This is a genomic window from Rickettsia hoogstraalii (assembly GCF_000825685.1).
Taxonomy (GTDB): Bacteria; Pseudomonadota; Alphaproteobacteria; order Rickettsiales; family Rickettsiaceae; genus Rickettsia; species Rickettsia hoogstraalii.
Window position 1 is genome coordinate 1 of sequence record NZ_CCXM01000002.1, and the last position, 18104, is coordinate 18104.

Consider the following 18104-nt stretch of genomic DNA (forward strand, 5'->3'; position numbering starts at 1 on the left):
ATTCCATCAGGGCTATAGGGTAAATTTAAAGTGATTTATTAACTATAAGCCGGATACATGACTGCATTCGATTTTTTTGCTGTTATATATTATTTTTTTCTTGCATTATCAGGTAGGTCCATACATGGACCAATAGATCTCCACCTTGTTGGTATATATAAGTTTTTTAATGATCTTAAATATGAGCCTGATAGATTCGATTTTTTTGACACTAATTTACTTAACTTGACGGTGCTCTTCGTACTTAAAAAGTCTTGAATAGTCATCTCATATATCACAAAGTATTAACAACTTAAAATTTGAGTTGTAAACGACTAAAAAATCTTGTGTCTCAGGATAGAAGTAGAACGCATTATTTTTTGTTTTGGAACATTTTTGATTTTCATGGTGTCTACGAAGTTATAATTTAGTAGACATAAGAAAAAGTACTAAATATACTGTATATTAAATCGTAAAAACGTTATTAGTAGACATCTCTGTCTACTAATCGATATAATGGACAATATATTAGAAACAATATGAGATTATTTGGCTATGCTAGGGTATCAACCAATCAGCAACTTTTAGACATACAGATAAAACGTTTAAAAGACGCCGGAGTAAAAGAATCAAGAATATTCTATGACAAAGCAACAGGTCGTAACTTAGACAGAGCGGGATTAAATAACTTATTACATAAGGTAGAAGAAGGGGATGTAATATTGATTACCAAGTTAGATCGTTTAGGCAGAGATACTGCCGATATGATTAACCTAGTTAGTCAGTTTGCCAAAATAGGTGTAGCCATGCGTTTTCTTGATGATGGTATTAGTACAGAAGGTGGCACAGGAAAAATGTTTATTACAATTCTTAGTGCAATAGCAGAAGCCGAGAGATTCAGGATACTTGAAAGAACTAATGAAGGCAGGTTAGAGGCGAAAACTAAAGGTATTAAGTTTGGTCGCAACCGTATTATAGACAGGAATAAATTGTTACAATTAAATGCAGAAGGAATTAAAGGGGTAACACTAGCTAAAGAAATGAAAATAAGCCGTGCTGCTGTTTATAAAATTCTAAAAGAAGAAAAGCAGCACGGCACCAATGTAGGTTAAGTTGTAACTATTACATATTATGATATTTTGATTTTCTTAGCCTTACTTTGTTCTTTTTTAGGTATTTTTATAGACAATATACCGTCCTTAAAGTTTGCTTCTACATGTTCTTCATCGATATTAGATGGTAAACTAATAGATCGCGAGAAGGAACCATAATATCGTTCCTGCATATGATAATTATGATCTTTTTTCTCAGAGGATTGTTCCTTTTTGCCCTCAATAATTAAAATATTACTATCTATTTTAAGATCAATATTATCTTGCGTGACACCTGGTAATTCAAGTTCTAGATGATATTCAGATTCATTTTCAGTAATATCAGTTCGAGGCGATAACATTCTGTCATTGTAAGAGACAGGGTAAGAATAAGAAAATGAAGCTATTTCATTAAAGAAGTTATTCAAAATATCATCAACATAACTTCGTTTATTAGCATTAGTTTGTAATTCTGATTTATTTCTAATACGTGGTAAATTAAAAGACATCAGTACCTCCATAAGTTTAATAAATATTGATTTAGTATTAACTTAGCAAAATTTAAAAATATTATCAACTATTGAATTGGTATTTCTTTTGCATCTTTTTCTTTAACCTCCATACGAGGTAGAGTAATAGTCAGGATACCATTCTTTAAGTTTGAAGAGATATTATTTTGATCTATATCTTCATATAAAGATACGACATAATTAAAATTTCTATTTTTATAATCATCTGAAGCATCAGATTTATTATCTTTTTCTATATTTCCTGTAACAAATAATTTATTACTGCCTACCTTAACTTTGATTTGGCTTTTATCATACCCTGGTACTTCTAATACTAGGATATATTGCTTATCTTTAGTAATAAATCTACTTTTTAAAGAACTTGAGCTATAGGTAGAGAGTTTATCATCGAATATGCTATTCCAGTAGTAATCCAAAGCAGAAAAAGGACGTAAGTCGGGAGGATGTCGTAAGTAAACAGTCTGAGCCTTATTATCAGGTTTACTATAGTTATCAGCAGCAATAACCGGATTAACCAATAAAATGACAGTAATAATACAAGAGAACAAATATGATTTGATATTGTTATATAGCATATATACCTCTTTAGGATTTATATAATACATAAGATTTGTGAACTCACTTAAGTAAGTTTTCACACTAAAAATATAAGTAGTGGAAGGGAGAAATTCAATAGCACAAAAATCTTAATATATTATCAATTATCAAAAGCCTCGATTTATCGCTATCTTGCCCAAGACACTGTTTCTTTAAGTATTAAATCTTGACTTCTATACTTAATAAGTTGTTAACCATTCCTGTAGCTTTGAATAACGTAAAGAAGTTTTATTATCTTTAATAGCTATAGCCAATGCTTTTTTCTGTCCAATTATTATAACTAGATGTTTGCCGCGGGTTATGGCAGTGTAAATTAAATTACGTTTAAGCATCATATAACTTCAAGGTTATAAAAGTTTATTGTGATTTCTTGGTCCTGCTCATTAATATTATTAATAACGCCTATATCTCCATTATAGACTTCCTTGTCATAATTATTTTCTGTTTGCATCACCTTATCTCCAATAGCAAAAATCTGACCAAATTTAGTTATGCCGCTGCTGCAGTTTGGATTAAGTATTTTTTGTAATTCAATATTTAGTGATCTTGCGCCAACACCACCTCTTTGCATAGGGCATAATAATTGAATATCATTTATAGGGTTAAGATTAAATTTATTTGGTATACGATCCTTTATCATCATAATAATTTTATTAATGATATCTTCTCCATGTTCCGCTTCTATAAAATAAAAGTCTAATTCTCTTTTTGGAGGTGTAAGATCAGGTAAGATACCATTATTCACTCGATGAGCATTAATAATAATATTGCTTGTTGCTGCTTGCCTAAATATTTCAGTTAACTTGACCGTCGGCATCACTTTAGAATTAATAATATCCTTAAGTACTTGTCCAGCACCTACAGAAGGCAGTTGATCTATATCACCGACTATTAGTAATGCTGAGTGTGGCGGAAGGGCTTTTAATAATGCATGAAATAGTGATATATCTACCATTGAAGCTTCATCTATTACCAGATAATCGCACAATAATGGTGAATCATCATTACGTTTAAAACCACCATAACTATTAATATAGCAACCCGGATAAAGCAATCTATTAGGGATAATGTTGGTGAATGTATAGAATGTTCTATAGGAATAGCACCTAATTGCTATTTAGCAAAAATAGCATCTAATATGCAGAAACCAAATGGTTTAGTAGTAATACGTCCTGAAGATATACCGGGGAAATTGTTGAGGTTACAGTTATATGATTTATCAGGAGTAGGAAAAAGTACATATAGTAGGCTTAACGGTTATGGAATCCAAACAATTGGGCAGTTATACCAGTGCTCACAACAAGAATTAAAGAAAAAATGGGGTAGTATTGTTGGGGCAAAGATATGGGGTATTTGCTACGAGGATATGATTTATCGAATTAGAATACTGTAAGTAATACAATAGGAAATAGTCAGGTACTAGCTCCAAATCTATGTAACGTTGAATCTGCCCGAATAGTAGACTTAAGTTTATTACAGAAAGCGACGTATAGGTTAAGGGCAAGAAAGATTCATGCATCACGAATTATATTAACTATTCAAACTGTAGATAGACAAGTATTAAAAAAGTATTAAGATAGCAAAATTATCAGATAACATATCCCTATCTAAAATATTTATCCAAGGGTGGCGTGATCTAATAAATCCATATATAGAAAATAATAATAAATTATTACCGCATAAGATATCTATTGCTCTTACAGGTTTGGCAGAGATTGATAATCAACTAAGTTTTGGAGATATGATTGAGAGTAAGCAGAAAAAAAGAAATGCATTACTTACAGCATGCTTGGACAAAATTAATAATACATATGGTAATAATACCGTAGTATTAGGATGTACTACTAATAGAAATAATCAGTAATATCAATGAGTAACAAAAACATACCAAAAGATTCTGTAGTATCAAGTACATCTGCTACTACAGAGCAAGATAGTTATAAGGAACAAATAGACTCAGATAGTAACTCTAATGATAGACCAAGGCATGATGAGTTATTTAAAAAGGTCATGAGTGAGCCTGTAGCTGCTCGTGAGTTTTTGGTTAATAATGTACCGAGACTGGGGATTATGGGAACTTTTTATGAAACGATTAAATTCAAAATTTACAGACTCACAACACAAATTAATTTCTTCCACCCAAAAGAAATTTCGTTTGTATTATGCAATAATGCTAAAATATTATGAATCTCATCATAGGTTCTTTGATGGTTTGCCAAAAATATCAGGTTCATTATTAACTAATATTGCTATTAAGTTGGATTTAGATACAACAAGCATTACGATTCCTTCAGCTAGAGCAATTAGAAATTATAAAATTAAAATCCTACAATATTTTAATATTACTCCTGTTAAAAAAACTAACAAGACTGATAGGATTAATTTGCAGCTACATTTAAAAAATGTAATAAGTTGTGAAGGAATATTTGAATATGAGGTGCTACAGGAATATGCTCAGGATTTCATAGTTGAGCATAATATTTCTTCTATTAGTCAATCTAGTATAAGCAGAATCGTAAAAAGCACTATATATCAATATGAAAAAGATTTATTTCAAAGTATAGTGGAATTGAAACAAAAGCTTATTTAGATGAGCTTTTAATTATTACAGATGGTATGTCTAAGATGAATCATCTTGTGCGTTGGGTAAGGGGTACAACAATAGAAAGCATAAAATCAGAAACTGAAAAATTAAGATTTTTAAAGTTGTTAAAATATCCAGACATTGTAACAACTTTAACAACTAAACATTTAAAACGCTATTATAGAAATATTGTTAATAAATATCCGAGTACCATAAAAGAGATGCCAGATGCTAGCAAATATGCTCAACTGACTATTTTCTGTTTCATGAGAAAAACTGATATTAATGATTCTCTTGTGGAAATTCTTCTCGATACAACTCAGAAAATTTTTATTTCTGGAGAAAACAAATCTAAAGCTAAGTTTGCTAAGTTAAAAGAAATTAGGAAAAATTATGATAACAGACGAGTATTAAAGATTTTAGTAGATACAATCTTAGATAATGAAGAGGATTTGATTAATAAAGCTATATATCCCAAACTTTCAAAGAAACAATTATTAGACGTTCAGCAACAATTATCAACCAAGAAGTTAGCTAATAAGTTTAGTGATTTATTATATTACAATACTAGGGAATCTTTTTCTCGTTATTATAGGAAAATTATTGTTCCAATAATAGAAGTCCTAGAATTTGATTCTGCGAGTAGTAGCAAGATTACAAATGTTATTAATTTAATTAAGGATAACATAGATAATAATAAGCGATATTATTATAGCACTCAAATAATGGATATAGAGCAAACGGAAATCACATAGGGATAAGATATTTGATAAAAATAATAGAATTAAAAAAATAGATTTAGAGTTATGTGTATTAAATAAGTTAAGAAATAAACTAAGGAGTAAAGAGATTTGGATAAAGGGTGGCTATAAGTATCGTAACCCAGAAGAGGATTTACCTAAGGATTTTGATCAAAATAAAGAAAAGTATTTTAATATTCTGAAACAACCACAAGATGCCGATACTTTTATTAAAATACTAAAAGAAGAATTGAAAAGATCATTATCCAAATTAAATAGTACTATTCCACAAAATCAATTTGTACATATTCTCAAAAAGCCAAAATGGCATATAAGAGTTGCTAAAATAAAAGAGCAAGATCCTCCAAAACAATTAGAATTAATAAAAGAAGAAGTTTTTAAGCGTTGGCCTTCAACTAGTTTACTTGATGTTTTAAAAGAAGTAGATTTGTTCGTTAATTTTACAGATAATTTTGTTGCAAGTGGTCCTAAAACAGTATTAGATAAAGAAACTATTCGTAAGAGACTACTTTTAGCTATCTTAGGATATGGTACAAATACCGGTCTTAAAAGTATGAGTAATGGAGAGATTAGTTACCAAGATTTACAATATATAAAGCTTAGATATTTTGATCCAGAAAATTTACAAGCAGCTATTCGTAAAATAGTGAATAGTTTACTAAAGATTCGATTTACATCTCTATGGGGCGACAAATACAACATCTGTTGCTTCAGATTCAAAACATTTCAAGGCCTCTGACCAGAATTTGATGAGTAGCTGGCATCTTCTTTACCATAGTAAAGGAGTAATGATTTACTGGCATGTTGATACTGCATCTGTATGTATTTATTCTCAAATGAAAAGCTGTTATTCTTTAGAAGTAGCTTCAATGTTAGAAGGTATATTAAAGCATGCAACAAATGCAAATATAGACAAGAATTATGTAGACACACATGGTGCAAGTGAAATAGGCTTTGCATTTTCTTACCTATTTTCCTTTGCTTTAATGCCAAGATTCAAAAATATTCATAAACAAAGGTTGTATTATACTGATAAAGAGGATCAAAAAGATTTAAATCAGATAGAGGACATATTGATACGTCCTATTTGACTGGGAGCTAATCAAAAGACATTATAATTATATTATACAGCGTGCTGTCTCATTGAAATTAGAGATAGCTAATACAGAATGCTTACTCAGAAAATTTACCAAGAGCAATGTACAACATGAAGCATACCAAGCTATTAGGGAGTTAGGAAGAGCGGTAAAAACTATTTTTCTATGTAATTATTTTAATTCTCTAGAACTAAGACAAGAAATACATAGTGCCTTAAATGTTGTAGAACGTTGGAATGGTGTTAATAACTTTATATTTTATGGGAAGACAGGAGTATTCCGTAGTAACAACCCACTAGAGCTAAAATTATCAACTTTATGTTTGCATTTATTACAGCTATCAATGGTCTACATCAATACTTTAATGTTACAACAGATATTTAGTTGAATCATCTTGGGTGGAAAGGATGAGTAATGAAGACAAAAGAGCGATTTCTTCGCTAATTAGTGAACATATTAATCCATATGGAAGTTTTAGTTTAGATCTAAATAAGCGCTTAGCAATTAATATTGATCAGACTCTTTATTACACAAGAGGCAGCATCAATATGAATAAAAGAACCTCACCAAGAAAAAAGCTCTACAATTAGCTAAATACCTAAGATCTGAGTCACCGGATTATGGTTACTTACGTACTGTATTATGTATTTAAGGCAAGAATTAGAAGTAGCTGTTACTGTCCAACCTAAAAAATTACCCTATGTTCCAACTGAAGACGAAATACAGAAGTATTATGATGTAATATGGAAAAGTAAAAATATACAAGACATTATAATTATCAAAGTATTAATATATACAGGTATAAGAGTAAGTGAGCTGGTAAGGCTAAAAAAGCCTGATGTTGACTTGAATGGATGTCAAATTAGAATCATTGCTGGAAAAGGAAAAAAAGACAGAATAGTACCGTTTCCAAAAAGTTTTCGGGAAACATTGGCAATATATATCACTAGCACCGCAGAGCATAAGACTTCTTACCTATTTGAGTCAAGTTGGAAGAAACCATATTCTGATAGAGGAATTAGAAGGATATTAGAAAAATATAGTAATTTGACAGGTATGCAACAAAACATTTCTCCACACAAATTACGTCATTTTTTATTTACTTGGCTTAAAAAAAGAGGAGTAGACGATGCCTTTATTCAACCATACTCTGGTCATGAAACCCGCAAGTCTCTAGAGATTTATTCAAAATTATCGTTATCGGAAGCTCAAAAAATATATGAAGAAAATATAAAAAATTTTCCTGTTTAAACTCCTCAACTTTTCCGCCCCTTGCACGATCTTTAGTATTGGGCCTAAAAAAAGAAATTAGTAATATTCTGTCTAATATGGCAAAACATATTGATGATATATATCAGGAAAAGCTACAAGCATTAAACAATGCACATAATGATACGGTGTCTGCAAATAAAGACTTGATCAGCACAATGGATAAAAAACTAGATAAATATAGTCAAAAACTCTCTGCTAGTGCTGCTCATGTTATCGAATGTAGCAATTTTAGTTTTCTAAAAAATATGTGCCTAGTGGTATTATTCTCAGCAATCATATCAGGAGGTACTGCGTATTTAGTGACCACTAAATTTCCAAGATATTTAACTGTTACAGGTGCAAATAATGTGACAATACAAGATTGTGATGTGAGTATTTTAGGAAAAGCCAAAGATCCTGACAATCTCATGGAAAAAATGACAAGAAAGAAATAGATTCAGCAGACTCTAAGTCAAAGGGACCAAGCCCCTTTGACCCAAGAATTAGGATTTGAGAAGCTGGTTGATTTCAGAAATAGAGAACCCTGTAACTTTAGAGATAAAAGAAATATCAGAACCAGCAGAAAGCATATTTTTAGCTACTTCATATTTTCCTTTTGCTACCCCGATCTGCATGCCTTCGTTTCTACCAATCTGCATGCCTTGAGCAATTCCCTCATCAATATATTTATCAGCAATAGTTCTCATAAGCCCCTCTTGATCTGTTTTATTTAGATGCTTTGCTATGATCTTAGCAAGCTCTACTTGTTTATCTTCAGATACCTTAGCATCACTATACCACAATAACCACTTAATGTAAATAAAGCCATTTGCCTTATCTATTTCAATACTACTTTCAAACTTCTCAAGTAAACTTCGCCATAGATTTAATATATCACGAGCCTTGATATGTTTAAGCATATACTCCATCATACCAAGATGCTTCTTTTTCTCTATTTCATCATCACTTTGTTTTTGTAAATCAACAAGTAAGTATTCATCTGACATGAGTTCTTTAGCAGTCTTACTATCTTCAAATAACTCCCAGAAGCTTCTTGGAGCATTATAAGGTTTATCATTTGCATATACCACGATAGGGCATATTAGAGGGAGTTTACCCCTTTCTTGTTTGTTGTTTGTATTACTTTCATTGTTATGATTCTTGCTAATATGTCTTTCACATAATAGCAGCATGTACTGCCAAAGCCTGAAAGCCATCCAGTAATCGCTACTAGACTGATGCTCGATTAGTGCATAGACGTAAGCTTTGTCATTATCTACTTTATCAGTAGTACTATCTTTAATATTATCATTTTTTAAATAAACAGAATAAACAACATCACTGAATCTTTTTCTTAAGTCCTCAGTAATAAAGCTTTCTTTCTCTATCTTAATAGTATTAAGATTAATCTTATTCTTAAGTGATACTGGCAAATAATGCTCTAGAAACTCACGAGCAGCTACAGGCTCACTCATGACCTTTTTAAATAATTCATCATGCCTTGGACGCTCAGAAACATCGCTATTTTCTAACTCTGTTTGCTGTTGTTTCTGATTATGCTCTTCATTAGTCATGCTTGTCAATCCTTATAATTTCATGGTCATTGTATGTTCTAACTCTTTCTCTAGGAGGGGCTCTTTAACTTCTGCTTTTACCTTAGCAAAGGTTGATGCTACATGCTTCTCATCTACGGTATATTATTTTGCATCTCATGCTCCATATAATGCTTCTCACATGTTGTACTTAAAGTTTTAAACGCATTATGGCTATCAGAAGAGTTAATTAGTATTTCGTGATCCTTTAATATACCATGTTTTTGGGCATACACTATCATATTATGCATATTAGTGATTAGCTTATCTTGCTAGGATAGTCTTAGCATTTGATACTGCAGATAATAAACTACTATCATACCGCTCTGCATATTTAAGATTGCCATCAAGAGACTTAAAGAACTCATGCTCACGGGATATAAAAAACTCCTTATTGAAGGAGCACAAAGATTTAATCTTGATGGAACTCCAGAAAGTTTAGTAACTAAAGAAGAAGCGCCACCAAAAACTAAAAATACATTAAATTCTCTAAACCTAACTCAAACACCTAATTAAAATTAGACAAGATAATCTAATATTTATAATTTATAAAGTTCGTACCCTTAAGCTATTCAATCTTTATATTGCCTAAATACTATAATTGGTTATCTTTGTGTAATAATTCATAATATCTTTCAATAATCTAATTGATAAAATTAAAAAAGGTTATATAATGGCCAGGGCAAGATAGTGGCAATATAAATCAATACCACTAATAAATAACTTTTTAATAAAACTAGAGAGATACAAATGAATGAAATTTTTCCACTATTGCTAAATACATTCCACACAATCTGGGATAATACCAAGACATGTAAAGATAGTAATAAAACATTTGATGTTGTAAGACTTGGCAACATGTTACGTAATCGCAAATATTATCTTATGGATCAGAAACTTATTTCTAGTAAATGTTTCCCTACTGACAATTGTTCACTCGATACAGAAGTAGAATGCAATATTTTTGAATTTTTAAGCAAAAGTAAGGACTCTTTAGGCCTCAAAGCACATATTGAACATCTCAATGGCACCATATTTAGAGTTGTAAGCTCATTCGATAATACAAGAATCTTTGGGACAGAATATAAAATCTTTAGTCCTAATAACACTCCATTATTGTATGAACATCAGTGTCTTACAGATGAGTCAGTACTGATTAAAAATGTGCATAAGGTAGTGCTACAAGGTCATGATATATCTATGCGTACACCAAAAACTGGAAAATGTGGTATCTTCCTTATAGAATATATGTCTGATAAGTTAAAACACATACTGCAAGAAGTAATGCCTGATGTAGTTAATAACACCACTTCATCTATAGTAGACTTCTTTACAACTGTAACCGAAAATACAAGCTTAAACTATACTAGTAATTATGAAGTTATGGATTATAATAGTACCAATAGTACTGATATTAGTAACTACGATGAACAACATAGTCAAGATAGTACTATGCTCATAGGCGGGTTAGTTTTAGCATCAGCCGTATCAATTACATATTTACTAACTTATATGTATAATAAATACTGTAAGAAAACACCTGTGGCACAAACAGAAACTGCTGATATTCATATTGGTGATCCTTCTCTAATGGAGATTAATAGTAGAAAAGCTAAAATATATTACAGTGATAGTTCTTCGGCAGACAGGGCGGAGTATGCTATTGTAGACATTTCTAGTAAGAGGGCTAAATATACAAAAGCTACATATGATATTTCAAATCCCTCTAGCTCACATTCTGACGATCACGAAAGAATGGAGTTAATGAGTTCAGCTGATAGCTCTACTCAAGATAGCAGTAGTGTCAATTCTCATAGACTTGCTAAATTACATATAGAGGGCAGAGACTCTGGGATACCAATATATGATAATTGTGAACCAGTTTATGATTACCCACAACTACCACCAAGACCTGTAACTGTCATCGAACACAAAGACTTTTATATACCAATAGAACAACATCATGATGATTCTAGCCTTTTAGGATTAAGTGAATTTCCATTTATTTAGCAAAATTCAATAGAATAAGATCAATTGGATCTTGACATCCTACTCACTTCTAGATGAAAAGTAGCATTGCTACTTTTCATCTATATTTTACATGGTAATCCCCCCATTTTTAATGGTAATAAATGAGTAGAGAGTTAAGCCACCAAAGCTAATTTTGGTCTTTCGTTATTATATGACCAAAGCCATTTAGTGGCAAGATCTTGTACCTCTTGTACTCTTGTATATTATAAAATAAATGCTGGCTCAACCAATCATATCTTACAGTCCTATTATATCTTTTAATATATGCATTTTGCTGAGGTTAACCTGGCTGAATGAACAACAATTTGATCTAGTGCCTTTATGACTCTTTCTGCCGGTAGCGAAAAGTCAATCTCAATACCAAGTCCCTACCTATTAAAGTCATCAATCACATTAAATAAACGATTCTCTAAACTATCGTGCATGAAGTCCATAGACTAGCAATCATTTATTGTTTTAGGCACTATAAGCTTTTCAAGCTTTTCTCTAAGTAATCTTTTCTTAGACTTTATTCTCATATTAAGCGCTAATTCCTTATATATTCTGTATATACGTTTGTGATTCCAACCAAAACCTTTGTGATATTACGCAAATATAAAAAGCAAAGACCGAAGCCCCAGGTCTTTTGATTATGGGTTAAATGCATTAATCAACTAACTATAACATCATCCTCAGATGATACCTTCTTCTTATATCTATAGCAGGTTTCACTGACACAAAAGATCTTGCATACGGTTCTTATAGCAATACCTCTTTCTTCGGATATCATTTTAGCCATCTCAAAGACAAGAGATGGCTTTCTTTACTTTTTTCAAGTACTTCCTTTAATATATCGGCTCTTAACCTTTCCTTAGCATACATCTTTTTAAGTCGGGCATTCTCCGATTCTAATTCCTTTAGCTCAGATCTTAATGATATTGCTTTTCTGTAAGCCGCTAAGCTCTCATTATATCTGCCTTGCTTTTGCAGTATCATCCCCACATAACAATTTGCTGGTTCATTCTCGGGATTTAGCTGCAAGCACCTTCTAAAATATATTAATGCTTTATGATTTTCCTCTCTAGCTTGTTTAGGCCTCTCATTCACTGTTAAACTCTCGTTATTTAACAAAAAACATTTCTGCATGGGCATCACTATTACCACTGTTATTATTTCCTGTAGCAAGTCTGATGCCTTCTGTGATGCTTAACACCTCAGATAAATGTATGTACACGAGCAGTGCTTTCTTCTTTGTTACAGCGAAGACTCATATAAAACATCTTTATTGCTTCGTCATAACTTCCAAGCAAACATAATGTTATACCGCTAAAGTAATATGCTACGTAATTATCAGAATGGGTTTTGATTACTGACTTAAAACATAATAAAGCTGTCCTATAGCATCTTCGCTTATCTGTAGGTCTTTGCAGTAGCAGCAGTTGATGCCCTACTCTTAGCCACTCATCGTCATATTTGCTGAGTTTTAAAAAACTGATTAACACTGTGATTGTTTTAGCGGTAGGTAATTTTGATGAGGATTGGTTATCATGATCTGCATTGTCAGCATTGCACGCTTGATCTACAAAACTCGCAACATTAGGGTCATAAAATATGTGAACTAATCTTGCAGCTTTAGTTTTTTTATTTTTGATGTATAAAGCCAGCGGGGTCTAAAGTTTTGTGGGGGCTAGAAAAATGAGCAGATGTTACTCTACTATTATTGCCATCACATACATTATGTGTTATATTCATTGTGACCTTGTATCTATTTACTGGTGACTTTAATCACCAGTAAACACTCTCCTTGTCCAAAATTTGAGTGTTTACTGGTTTTTCTTTTTATAAGATAGTTTGTACTTTATTATCAGCTCAATCCACTACCTCATACTTCTACTTTATTAAATATATTTTAGTGTGTCAAGAAAAATGGTTTCTGGTATTCAGAAATCATTTTTATGATATTTTGAGTTATTTATGGATATTTCACTAAGGATACAAAAATTTTTAAGTCAAAAAATTAAAGCTTATAAAATACAACAAAAAGATTTGGTACTAGGAACATCTTTATCGCGATCTACTATTAGCAAACTCCTAAATGCAATTTTACTTAATCCTAATATCATCACTATTCTTAAAATTGCAACATTCTTTGAATGTGATATAGATGAAGTACTTGGTCGCACAAAATTTATAAAAAATACAAAAAAATATCAATTATATGTATCTTTAACTTTAAATGATATTAATAATCATTTACTCTCTTTTCTTAAAACAAAAATACAGCAACTTAACATTACAGAGTATATATTGGAAAAAAATTGCAGAGTAGGTAGTAGTACTATTACTCATTTTATTAATACAAATAGTGATAATAGAATTTTAAGTACTAAAGTTATCGTAAAACTGGCAGATTATTTTCAAATCTCTATAGATGAAATGATTGGTAGGACCAAGATATAAACACACATATTCCTATATGTTTATATGCTCATATTTTGTACTACACTAAATTAGTTATAAGTCTGGTCAAGAAACGTGACGATATGTCTATATACTCTTTTCTACAGCTTCTATAATTATTTCAGTCATTGTTACCTCCCTCCTAGCCGCCTCGATTTTTAATTTCTTATGCAATTCTTCTGGTAAAAAGATAGTCGTTCTCTTATGTTTTTGATCCTGTTGTTCATGTTTTATATTACCCGACACCCATGCATCAATAAATTGAGTAGTATTTTTTTGTACCGGTTTTTTGGGGAGCTCAATTCTTTTTCCTGTCATGATCTTTTCAATTAGTTATATTTTTCTATGTTATTTCTCTAACGGCTAGATTGTCTCTATTATGCTCTTCCATAACTGTGGAACCAATAACTGCTGTTTCTGCATATGCCACTCTCTGACAAATATGTGTTTGTAAAATATCCATACCGTAATGATCTAACGCTCGTTCCACACCTCGACCAATAGCAGTATTGGATATTTTCCTATTAATTAAAAAGGCGGACTTTATATTTTTTCTTCCTTCTAATGGTTGAGATACTTCTTTTATAAGGCTAACCACTTCATTAGCTGCCCATATATCATAAGGTGACGGTTGCACTGGTATTACTACCAGGTCACTAGTAACTATTACAGACTTAGCAACATCATATATCCTTGGTGGTCCATCAATAATTATATGATCATAATTCTTAACCAATTTTGATACCTCTTTATGTATTTTATTGGTTTTGTGAGACCAATTATAGTGAATAAACTTTCTTTTCTACGAGTTGCAACCCAATCTAGAGAACTATTTTGTGGATCCGGATCTATTAAAAGTACTTTTTGCTTTTTTAGTGATAGACATGTTGCAACATTAATTGAAAGTGTAGTCTTACCTACACCTCCTTTTTGATTCAAGAAAGACAAAATCATAATAACATTATTTATTTTTTATACGATTATATAAATATATAAACATACATATGTCAATATGTTTATATTAGATTGTAAAAACATACATATATATTAACATATACATGTTATGTGCTCTGATTTTAAAATAATTATTTTTTATGTGTGAAATAATTATTTTTATTGACATGTGTACAAAATATGTTTAACTATGATTATAATTCATTTATCTCAATGGCTTTATGCTGAAGAAAATAAACGTAAAAAGGATATCTTTAGATATTCCAGAGCATATTATAGAAAAGATTGATAAAATTTGTGCTGAAAACTTTATCACGCGCAGAAAGTGGTTTATAGACGCTGCAAATGATAAACTCGAGAAGTATGAATTAAATAAAATAGATATGATAGTGAAAAAATAAACTACAGGTGCTAAGTTCTCAAAATATCTAAAACTCAACACCTTGATTGATACGACATGCAAAAATAAACACGGGCAGCATTATTTTTACATATAATAAATATATACTATTTCTACGTAGCGGTCAAGGGTTTCAGGAAAAGGAGCATAAAATGCAATCATTTTACCCGCTTGCTACGCCAAGTGATAATGTAGGTATACATCAGTACTATGATACCACAAAGAATCAATCATACGTCCCAATAACTGGATGCGTATTATCTCATATATTATCAAGCAAAGAGTTATCTACTCTTGAGAAAATGTACTACATCTTAGCTGATGGGCTTTCTTGTATTAACTTCTCTAAGGGACGTAATAGATCTATATCTCTACCTGCTAAAAGCTGGGCAGAAAGACTATCTTGCTCTAAATCTGAAGTATTTGTGCTTCAGAAATCCCTGGAAGATAAAGGACATTTCATTATTACTAGAGATAAGAACGATCAAGGTCAGAATAAACGTAACATTATTACCACAACAATACCTGATAAGGTTTTTAATGATCTTAAATATGAACCTGATAGGTTTGATCTAGGTGATATCGATAATACAAAAACACGTCACTCTAAGTCAGATAAGTTAGATTCTATAGATAATATCTTTGTGCCAATCATAGAAGGAAAAAGGCAACATCTTGAAAAAACTAAGATGTTTATAAGAGTACCTTATGAGTTCTTAAAGCAATTAAATTCTAATTGTAGCATTTCTGCAACAGCAAAGACTATAACACTCTATCTTTTTACAAAGATTTATAAATCTTCATTATCTAATAATAATGATAAAGGTAACAGAGACACGGACAGTAAGGACAAAGACAACAGGGTAACTACGGAGACTTATATTGATGCCAGTAACAGCAATAAGAATGATTACAAAGATGTTTATGATCATGCTTATGACCATGATCACTCTATAACTAATAACCTACACTCTATTGTCACTTCTTATCAAGAATTACAGAAAGAACTTAAATTACATAGAAATTCTATTTCTAGAGCATTAAAGGATTTAGAAGATAATAATCTTATTAAGCGAGATAAGCTAGTTATCAGAAACAATGATGATTATAATAGCAGGTCTGATAAATCTTTATGGCAAATATCTCTTCTGAATATATCTCTCATAAATAACAATAATCAGAAAAAACAGAAAGAGCAAAAGCAACAAATAGTAATTGAGTATAATAACAATAAAGCCTTAGAAATCGCTAAAGAATGGAAATGCACAGAATATGACCCTCCTTGCACTGATTTTGGTCAATTATATAATAAAAACTTTGTATTAAAGAACAGTATTATTAAAAATATAGATTATATAGATGTAAATCTTAAGAATTTATCTGTAAATGATTCTTCAAATATATATAAATCTGAAGAAAATTTCAAAAAAGAGTTTTTGGAAAACGAGCAAAGCTCGTTTCCATCTGAATTTTATAACAATTCTTCTTTTTTAAATGATTCTGAAGCTGGTTGTTTTGTTTCTAAGAAAGAATACTATGAAACAGCTAGTTTTAAACTACCTTGTGCTAATATACACCCCGAGATTGTTGCAAGAACCATCAAAGATATATCTGAAAATAAAGAATTAAGGCATTTCTATCCACTATCAGAAAAAGATATAGATATGCTTAACTTCAAAGCAAACAGGGGATTTAGCACTAACTTTGTAAACCAGTTACTATTGAAGCTATATATCAAATATCCTGAAAAGAAATTTAGGAATAAATTTACCTTCTTAAGCTATATGGAGAAAGTACTTGCGAACGAAAAACATCAAGGACCACTTGTTAATCATACAACATTTAGATTCAGTTGTAATATAGGTGCTGAAGAGCAGAACATGTTAGAACATGAGCAATATTTAAGCCAAATAGAGAATTCATTTGATACCAGTAAAGAAATGCAGGTAAAGAAGAAGATAGCAGGAAGATTTAGCACTTCCATAGCGTATTCAATACTAACTCAAGTAGAGTTTAAGATAAATACCAACAACAGCTTTATAAATGTATTAATTCCAAGTAACCTAGTTTTAAGCGAGCGACAAATAGATATCTTAAGTGAGCAGCTAGAAGCAGTATATGGAATGAACGGTTATTATGTGCAGGAGGTAGAAGAGGTGGAGGATACAAGCAATGAAAGAAAGAGGAGAGATGAAGAAAAGGTAATACTATATCCTAAAATCACAACATCTGATATTGTGTCTAATGGTACACATGCAGGTATTTTAGCGAAAAGTGAGGGATTAGATACGATCGAAGCAAATACAGCATGGCATCATATCAGACAAGGATTAATTGAAGAGTTAGGAGAAGCTATGTATACAGCTTGGTTTGAAAAAGCAGTAGTGAAGGAGTGCAATGATACTTCTACACTAAAGCTTACAATGCCAACAAGATTTATGGCGGATTGGGTGCATAATAATTACTCTCATGTTATACAGAGGCTTGGCTCTAGTGCAGGGGTTAAGAGAGTGGAGTATGGATATTAGTTAAAAGTATGGAGGTATGGATTTACCGATGATTACCAAGCTAAAGGAATTAGAATCGGAGAATGCCCGACTTAAAAAGATGCATGCTGAGGAAAGGTTAAGAGCCGAAAAACAATAAATGATTGCTGGTCTATGGACTTCATCATGCACGATAATTTAAAGAATAGAAGAAGATATTGTTACATCATGTTGTATCAAGTTAGGTTCTACGCCGTTGACTATACTTTACGTAGGTTGGGTTTTCACCAACTGTTCCTTACGCACTTTGCT

Annotated in this window: 24 protein-coding genes and 4 pseudogenes; 16 read left to right on the top strand and 12 right to left on the bottom strand. The window is 31.3% G+C overall.

The window, feature by feature from the left end; all coding sequences use genetic code 11:
• Positions 1-518: 518 nt before the first annotated feature.
• Entirely contained in the window at positions 519-1091 is a 573-nt protein-coding gene (locus BN1174_RS07470) for a recombinase family protein (RefSeq protein ID WP_040258180.1), read from the top strand.
• Between the two features lie 17 nt (positions 1092-1108).
• Here the strand turns inward: BN1174_RS07470 and BN1174_RS07475 are convergent, their stop codons facing one another.
• From BN1174_RS07475 to BN1174_RS11065, 4 genes are all read right to left on the bottom strand, one after another.
• Entirely contained in the window at positions 1109-1579 is a 471-nt protein-coding gene (locus tag BN1174_RS07475; RefSeq protein WP_040258181.1) for an Hsp20/alpha crystallin family protein, read from the bottom strand.
• 68 nt (positions 1580-1647) lie between these two features.
• Entirely contained in the window at positions 1648-2175 is a 528-nt protein-coding gene (locus BN1174_RS07480) for an Hsp20/alpha crystallin family protein (RefSeq protein WP_040258224.1), read from the bottom strand.
• A 201-nt stretch (positions 2176-2376) separates the two neighbouring features.
• Positions 2377-2532 (bottom strand): ATP-binding domain-containing protein, encoded by a 156-nt coding sequence (locus BN1174_RS12065; protein WP_083831878.1) that lies wholly within the window; start codon positions 2530-2532, stop codon positions 2377-2379.
• A complete protein-coding gene (locus BN1174_RS11065; protein WP_331370602.1) occupies positions 2529-3251 on the bottom strand; it encodes an ATP-dependent DNA helicase in 723 nt (240 codons plus the stop codon). The genes BN1174_RS12065 and BN1174_RS11065 overlap by 4 nt, the downstream gene beginning before the upstream one ends.
• Here BN1174_RS11065 and BN1174_RS13340 point away from each other — a divergent pair.
• The 10 genes and pseudogenes from BN1174_RS13340 to BN1174_RS12085 all read left to right on the top strand — a co-directional run.
• Positions 3231-3323 (top strand): annotated as a pseudogene (locus tag BN1174_RS13340) (hypothetical protein); the annotation flags it as partial. The gene BN1174_RS11065 and the pseudogene BN1174_RS13340 overlap by 21 nt on opposite strands.
• Positions 3324-3335: 12 nt before the next feature.
• Positions 3336-3590 (top strand): DNA polymerase thumb domain-containing protein, encoded by a 255-nt coding sequence (locus BN1174_RS12070; protein WP_052454781.1) that lies wholly within the window; start codon positions 3336-3338, stop codon positions 3588-3590.
• An 8-nt stretch (positions 3591-3598) separates the two neighbouring features.
• On the top strand, positions 3599-3772 hold the full coding sequence (locus tag BN1174_RS13255; RefSeq protein WP_410176353.1) for a DinB/UmuC family translesion DNA polymerase: 174 nt from the start codon (positions 3599-3601) through the stop codon (positions 3770-3772).
• Positions 3773-4066: 294 nt separating this feature from the next.
• Positions 4067-4384, top strand: a complete 318-nt coding sequence (locus tag BN1174_RS13260) for a hypothetical protein (RefSeq protein ID WP_040258182.1) — start codon at positions 4067-4069, stop codon at positions 4382-4384.
• Complete coding sequence (locus tag BN1174_RS07500) at positions 4368-4787, top strand: hypothetical protein (protein WP_040258184.1); 420 nt, start codon at positions 4368-4370, stop codon at positions 4785-4787. The genes BN1174_RS13260 and BN1174_RS07500 overlap by 17 nt, the downstream gene beginning before the upstream one ends.
• A gap of 47 nt (positions 4788-4834) precedes the next feature.
• The gene (locus BN1174_RS07995) at positions 4835-5536 is read left to right on the top strand and encodes a hypothetical protein (RefSeq protein WP_156138577.1); all 702 of its coding nucleotides are present in this window, start codon (positions 4835-4837) and stop codon (positions 5534-5536) included.
• A gap of 433 nt (positions 5537-5969) precedes the next feature.
• Positions 5970-6633 (top strand): annotated as a pseudogene (locus BN1174_RS12445) (Tn3 family transposase).
• A 10-nt stretch (positions 6634-6643) separates the two neighbouring features.
• Positions 6644-7027, top strand: a complete 384-nt coding sequence (locus BN1174_RS12450) for a Tn3 family transposase (RefSeq protein ID WP_082022384.1) — start codon at positions 6644-6646, stop codon at positions 7025-7027.
• Between the two features lie 254 nt (positions 7028-7281).
• Entirely contained in the window at positions 7282-7890 is a 609-nt protein-coding gene (locus tag BN1174_RS07510; RefSeq protein WP_052454786.1) for a tyrosine-type recombinase/integrase, read from the top strand.
• A gap of 77 nt (positions 7891-7967) precedes the next feature.
• A complete protein-coding gene (locus BN1174_RS12085; RefSeq protein WP_052454787.1) occupies positions 7968-8345 on the top strand; it encodes a hypothetical protein in 378 nt (125 codons plus the stop codon).
• Between the two features lie 48 nt (positions 8346-8393).
• Here the strand turns inward: BN1174_RS12085 and BN1174_RS07520 are convergent, their stop codons facing one another.
• Together BN1174_RS07520 and BN1174_RS12090 are read right to left on the bottom strand one after the other, a co-directional pair.
• Positions 8394-9464, bottom strand: a complete 1071-nt coding sequence (locus tag BN1174_RS07520) for an Rpn family recombination-promoting nuclease/putative transposase (protein WP_040258186.1) — start codon at positions 9462-9464, stop codon at positions 8394-8396.
• A gap of 113 nt (positions 9465-9577) precedes the next feature.
• Entirely contained in the window at positions 9578-9724 is a 147-nt protein-coding gene (locus BN1174_RS12090; RefSeq protein ID WP_231555902.1) for a hypothetical protein, read from the bottom strand.
• Between the two features lie 124 nt (positions 9725-9848).
• Between BN1174_RS12090 and BN1174_RS11075 the strand changes: the two genes are divergently transcribed.
• A complete protein-coding gene (locus BN1174_RS11075) occupies positions 9849-9998 on the top strand; it encodes a hypothetical protein (protein ID WP_197062094.1) in 150 nt (49 codons plus the stop codon).
• 600 nt (positions 9999-10598) lie between these two features.
• Entirely contained in the window at positions 10599-11492 is an 894-nt protein-coding gene (locus BN1174_RS07530) for a hypothetical protein (RefSeq protein WP_231555903.1), read from the top strand.
• Positions 11493-11626: 134 nt separating this feature from the next.
• Here BN1174_RS07530 and BN1174_RS12095 read toward each other — a convergent pair.
• The 3 genes and pseudogenes from BN1174_RS12095 to BN1174_RS09335 all read right to left on the bottom strand — a co-directional run.
• A pseudogene (locus BN1174_RS12095) lies at positions 11627-12428 on the bottom strand (integrase core domain-containing protein); the annotation flags it as partial.
• A 21-nt stretch (positions 12429-12449) separates the two neighbouring features.
• Positions 12450-12644, bottom strand: a pseudogene (locus BN1174_RS13265) (tetratricopeptide repeat protein); the annotation flags it as partial.
• 62 nt (positions 12645-12706) lie between these two features.
• Positions 12707-12994: a tetratricopeptide repeat protein gene (locus BN1174_RS09335; RefSeq protein WP_231555904.1), complete on the bottom strand. Its 288-nt coding sequence runs from the start codon at positions 12992-12994 to the stop codon at positions 12707-12709.
• A 472-nt stretch (positions 12995-13466) separates the two neighbouring features.
• Between BN1174_RS09335 and BN1174_RS07540 the strand changes: the two genes are divergently transcribed.
• Positions 13467-13952: a helix-turn-helix domain-containing protein gene (locus BN1174_RS07540; protein ID WP_040258190.1), complete on the top strand. Its 486-nt coding sequence runs from the start codon at positions 13467-13469 to the stop codon at positions 13950-13952.
• An 87-nt stretch (positions 13953-14039) separates the two neighbouring features.
• Here the strand turns inward: BN1174_RS07540 and BN1174_RS07545 are convergent, their stop codons facing one another.
• From BN1174_RS07545 to BN1174_RS12460, 3 genes are read right to left on the bottom strand one after another with little or no spacing between them, the layout of a single operon-like run.
• Positions 14040-14270, bottom strand: a complete 231-nt coding sequence (locus BN1174_RS07545) for a ribbon-helix-helix domain-containing protein (protein ID WP_040258192.1) — start codon at positions 14268-14270, stop codon at positions 14040-14042.
• Positions 14271-14295: 25 nt separating this feature from the next.
• Positions 14296-14688 (bottom strand): AAA family ATPase, encoded by a 393-nt coding sequence (locus BN1174_RS12455; protein WP_269379124.1) that lies wholly within the window; start codon positions 14686-14688, stop codon positions 14296-14298.
• Positions 14664-14906, bottom strand: coding sequence for a ParA family protein (locus BN1174_RS12460; protein ID WP_269379125.1), 243 nt, complete (start codon positions 14904-14906; stop codon positions 14664-14666). Before BN1174_RS12460 ends, BN1174_RS12455 begins: the two co-directional genes overlap by 25 nt.
• Positions 14907-15127: 221 nt before the next feature.
• On the opposite strand from BN1174_RS12460, the gene BN1174_RS07555 reads away from it, so the two are divergent.
• Together BN1174_RS07555 and BN1174_RS07560 are read left to right on the top strand one after the other, a co-directional pair.
• Positions 15128-15307 (top strand): hypothetical protein, encoded by a 180-nt coding sequence (locus BN1174_RS07555; protein ID WP_014372988.1) that lies wholly within the window; start codon positions 15128-15130, stop codon positions 15305-15307.
• A 151-nt stretch (positions 15308-15458) separates the two neighbouring features.
• The gene (locus tag BN1174_RS07560; protein ID WP_040258231.1) at positions 15459-17834 is read left to right on the top strand and encodes a DnaA N-terminal domain-containing protein; all 2376 of its coding nucleotides are present in this window, start codon (positions 15459-15461) and stop codon (positions 17832-17834) included.
• Positions 17835-18104: the final 270 nt, after the last annotated feature.

Coding starts and splice junctions, on each gene's coding strand:
- BN1174_RS07470 (WP_040258180.1), top strand. CDS start 519: ATGAGATTATTTGGCTATGCTAGGGTATCAACCAATCAGCAACTTTTA.
- BN1174_RS07475 (WP_040258181.1), bottom strand. CDS start 1,579: ATGTCTTTTAATTTACCACGTATTAGAAATAAATCAGAATTACAAACT.
- BN1174_RS07480 (WP_040258224.1), bottom strand. CDS start 2,175: ATGCTATATAACAATATCAAATCATATTTGTTCTCTTGTATTATTACT.
- BN1174_RS12065 (WP_083831878.1), bottom strand. CDS start 2,532: ATGATGCTTAAACGTAATTTAATTTACACTGCCATAACCCGCGGCAAA.
- BN1174_RS12070 (WP_052454781.1), top strand. CDS start 3,336: ATGCAGAAACCAAATGGTTTAGTAGTAATACGTCCTGAAGATATACCG.
- BN1174_RS13260 (WP_040258182.1), top strand. CDS start 4,067: ATGAGTAACAAAAACATACCAAAAGATTCTGTAGTATCAAGTACATCT.
- BN1174_RS07500 (WP_040258184.1), top strand. CDS start 4,368: ATGCTAAAATATTATGAATCTCATCATAGGTTCTTTGATGGTTTGCCA.
- BN1174_RS07510 (WP_052454786.1), top strand. CDS start 7,282: ATGTATTTAAGGCAAGAATTAGAAGTAGCTGTTACTGTCCAACCTAAA.
- BN1174_RS12085 (WP_052454787.1), top strand. CDS start 7,968: ATGGCAAAACATATTGATGATATATATCAGGAAAAGCTACAAGCATTA.
- BN1174_RS07520 (WP_040258186.1), bottom strand. CDS start 9,464: ATGACTAATGAAGAGCATAATCAGAAACAACAGCAAACAGAGTTAGAA.
- BN1174_RS12090 (WP_231555902.1), bottom strand. CDS start 9,724: ATGATAGTGTATGCCCAAAAACATGGTATATTAAAGGATCACGAAATA.
- BN1174_RS11075 (WP_197062094.1), top strand. CDS start 9,849: ATGCTCACGGGATATAAAAAACTCCTTATTGAAGGAGCACAAAGATTT.
- BN1174_RS07540 (WP_040258190.1), top strand. CDS start 13,467: ATGGATATTTCACTAAGGATACAAAAATTTTTAAGTCAAAAAATTAAA.
- BN1174_RS07545 (WP_040258192.1), bottom strand. CDS start 14,270: ATGACAGGAAAAAGAATTGAGCTCCCCAAAAAACCGGTACAAAAAAAT.
- BN1174_RS12460 (WP_269379125.1), bottom strand. CDS start 14,906: ATGATTTTGTCTTTCTTGAATCAAAAAGGAGGTGTAGGTAAGACTACA.
- BN1174_RS07555 (WP_014372988.1), top strand. CDS start 15,128: ATGCTGAAGAAAATAAACGTAAAAAGGATATCTTTAGATATTCCAGAG.
- BN1174_RS07560 (WP_040258231.1), top strand. CDS start 15,459: ATGCAATCATTTTACCCGCTTGCTACGCCAAGTGATAATGTAGGTATA.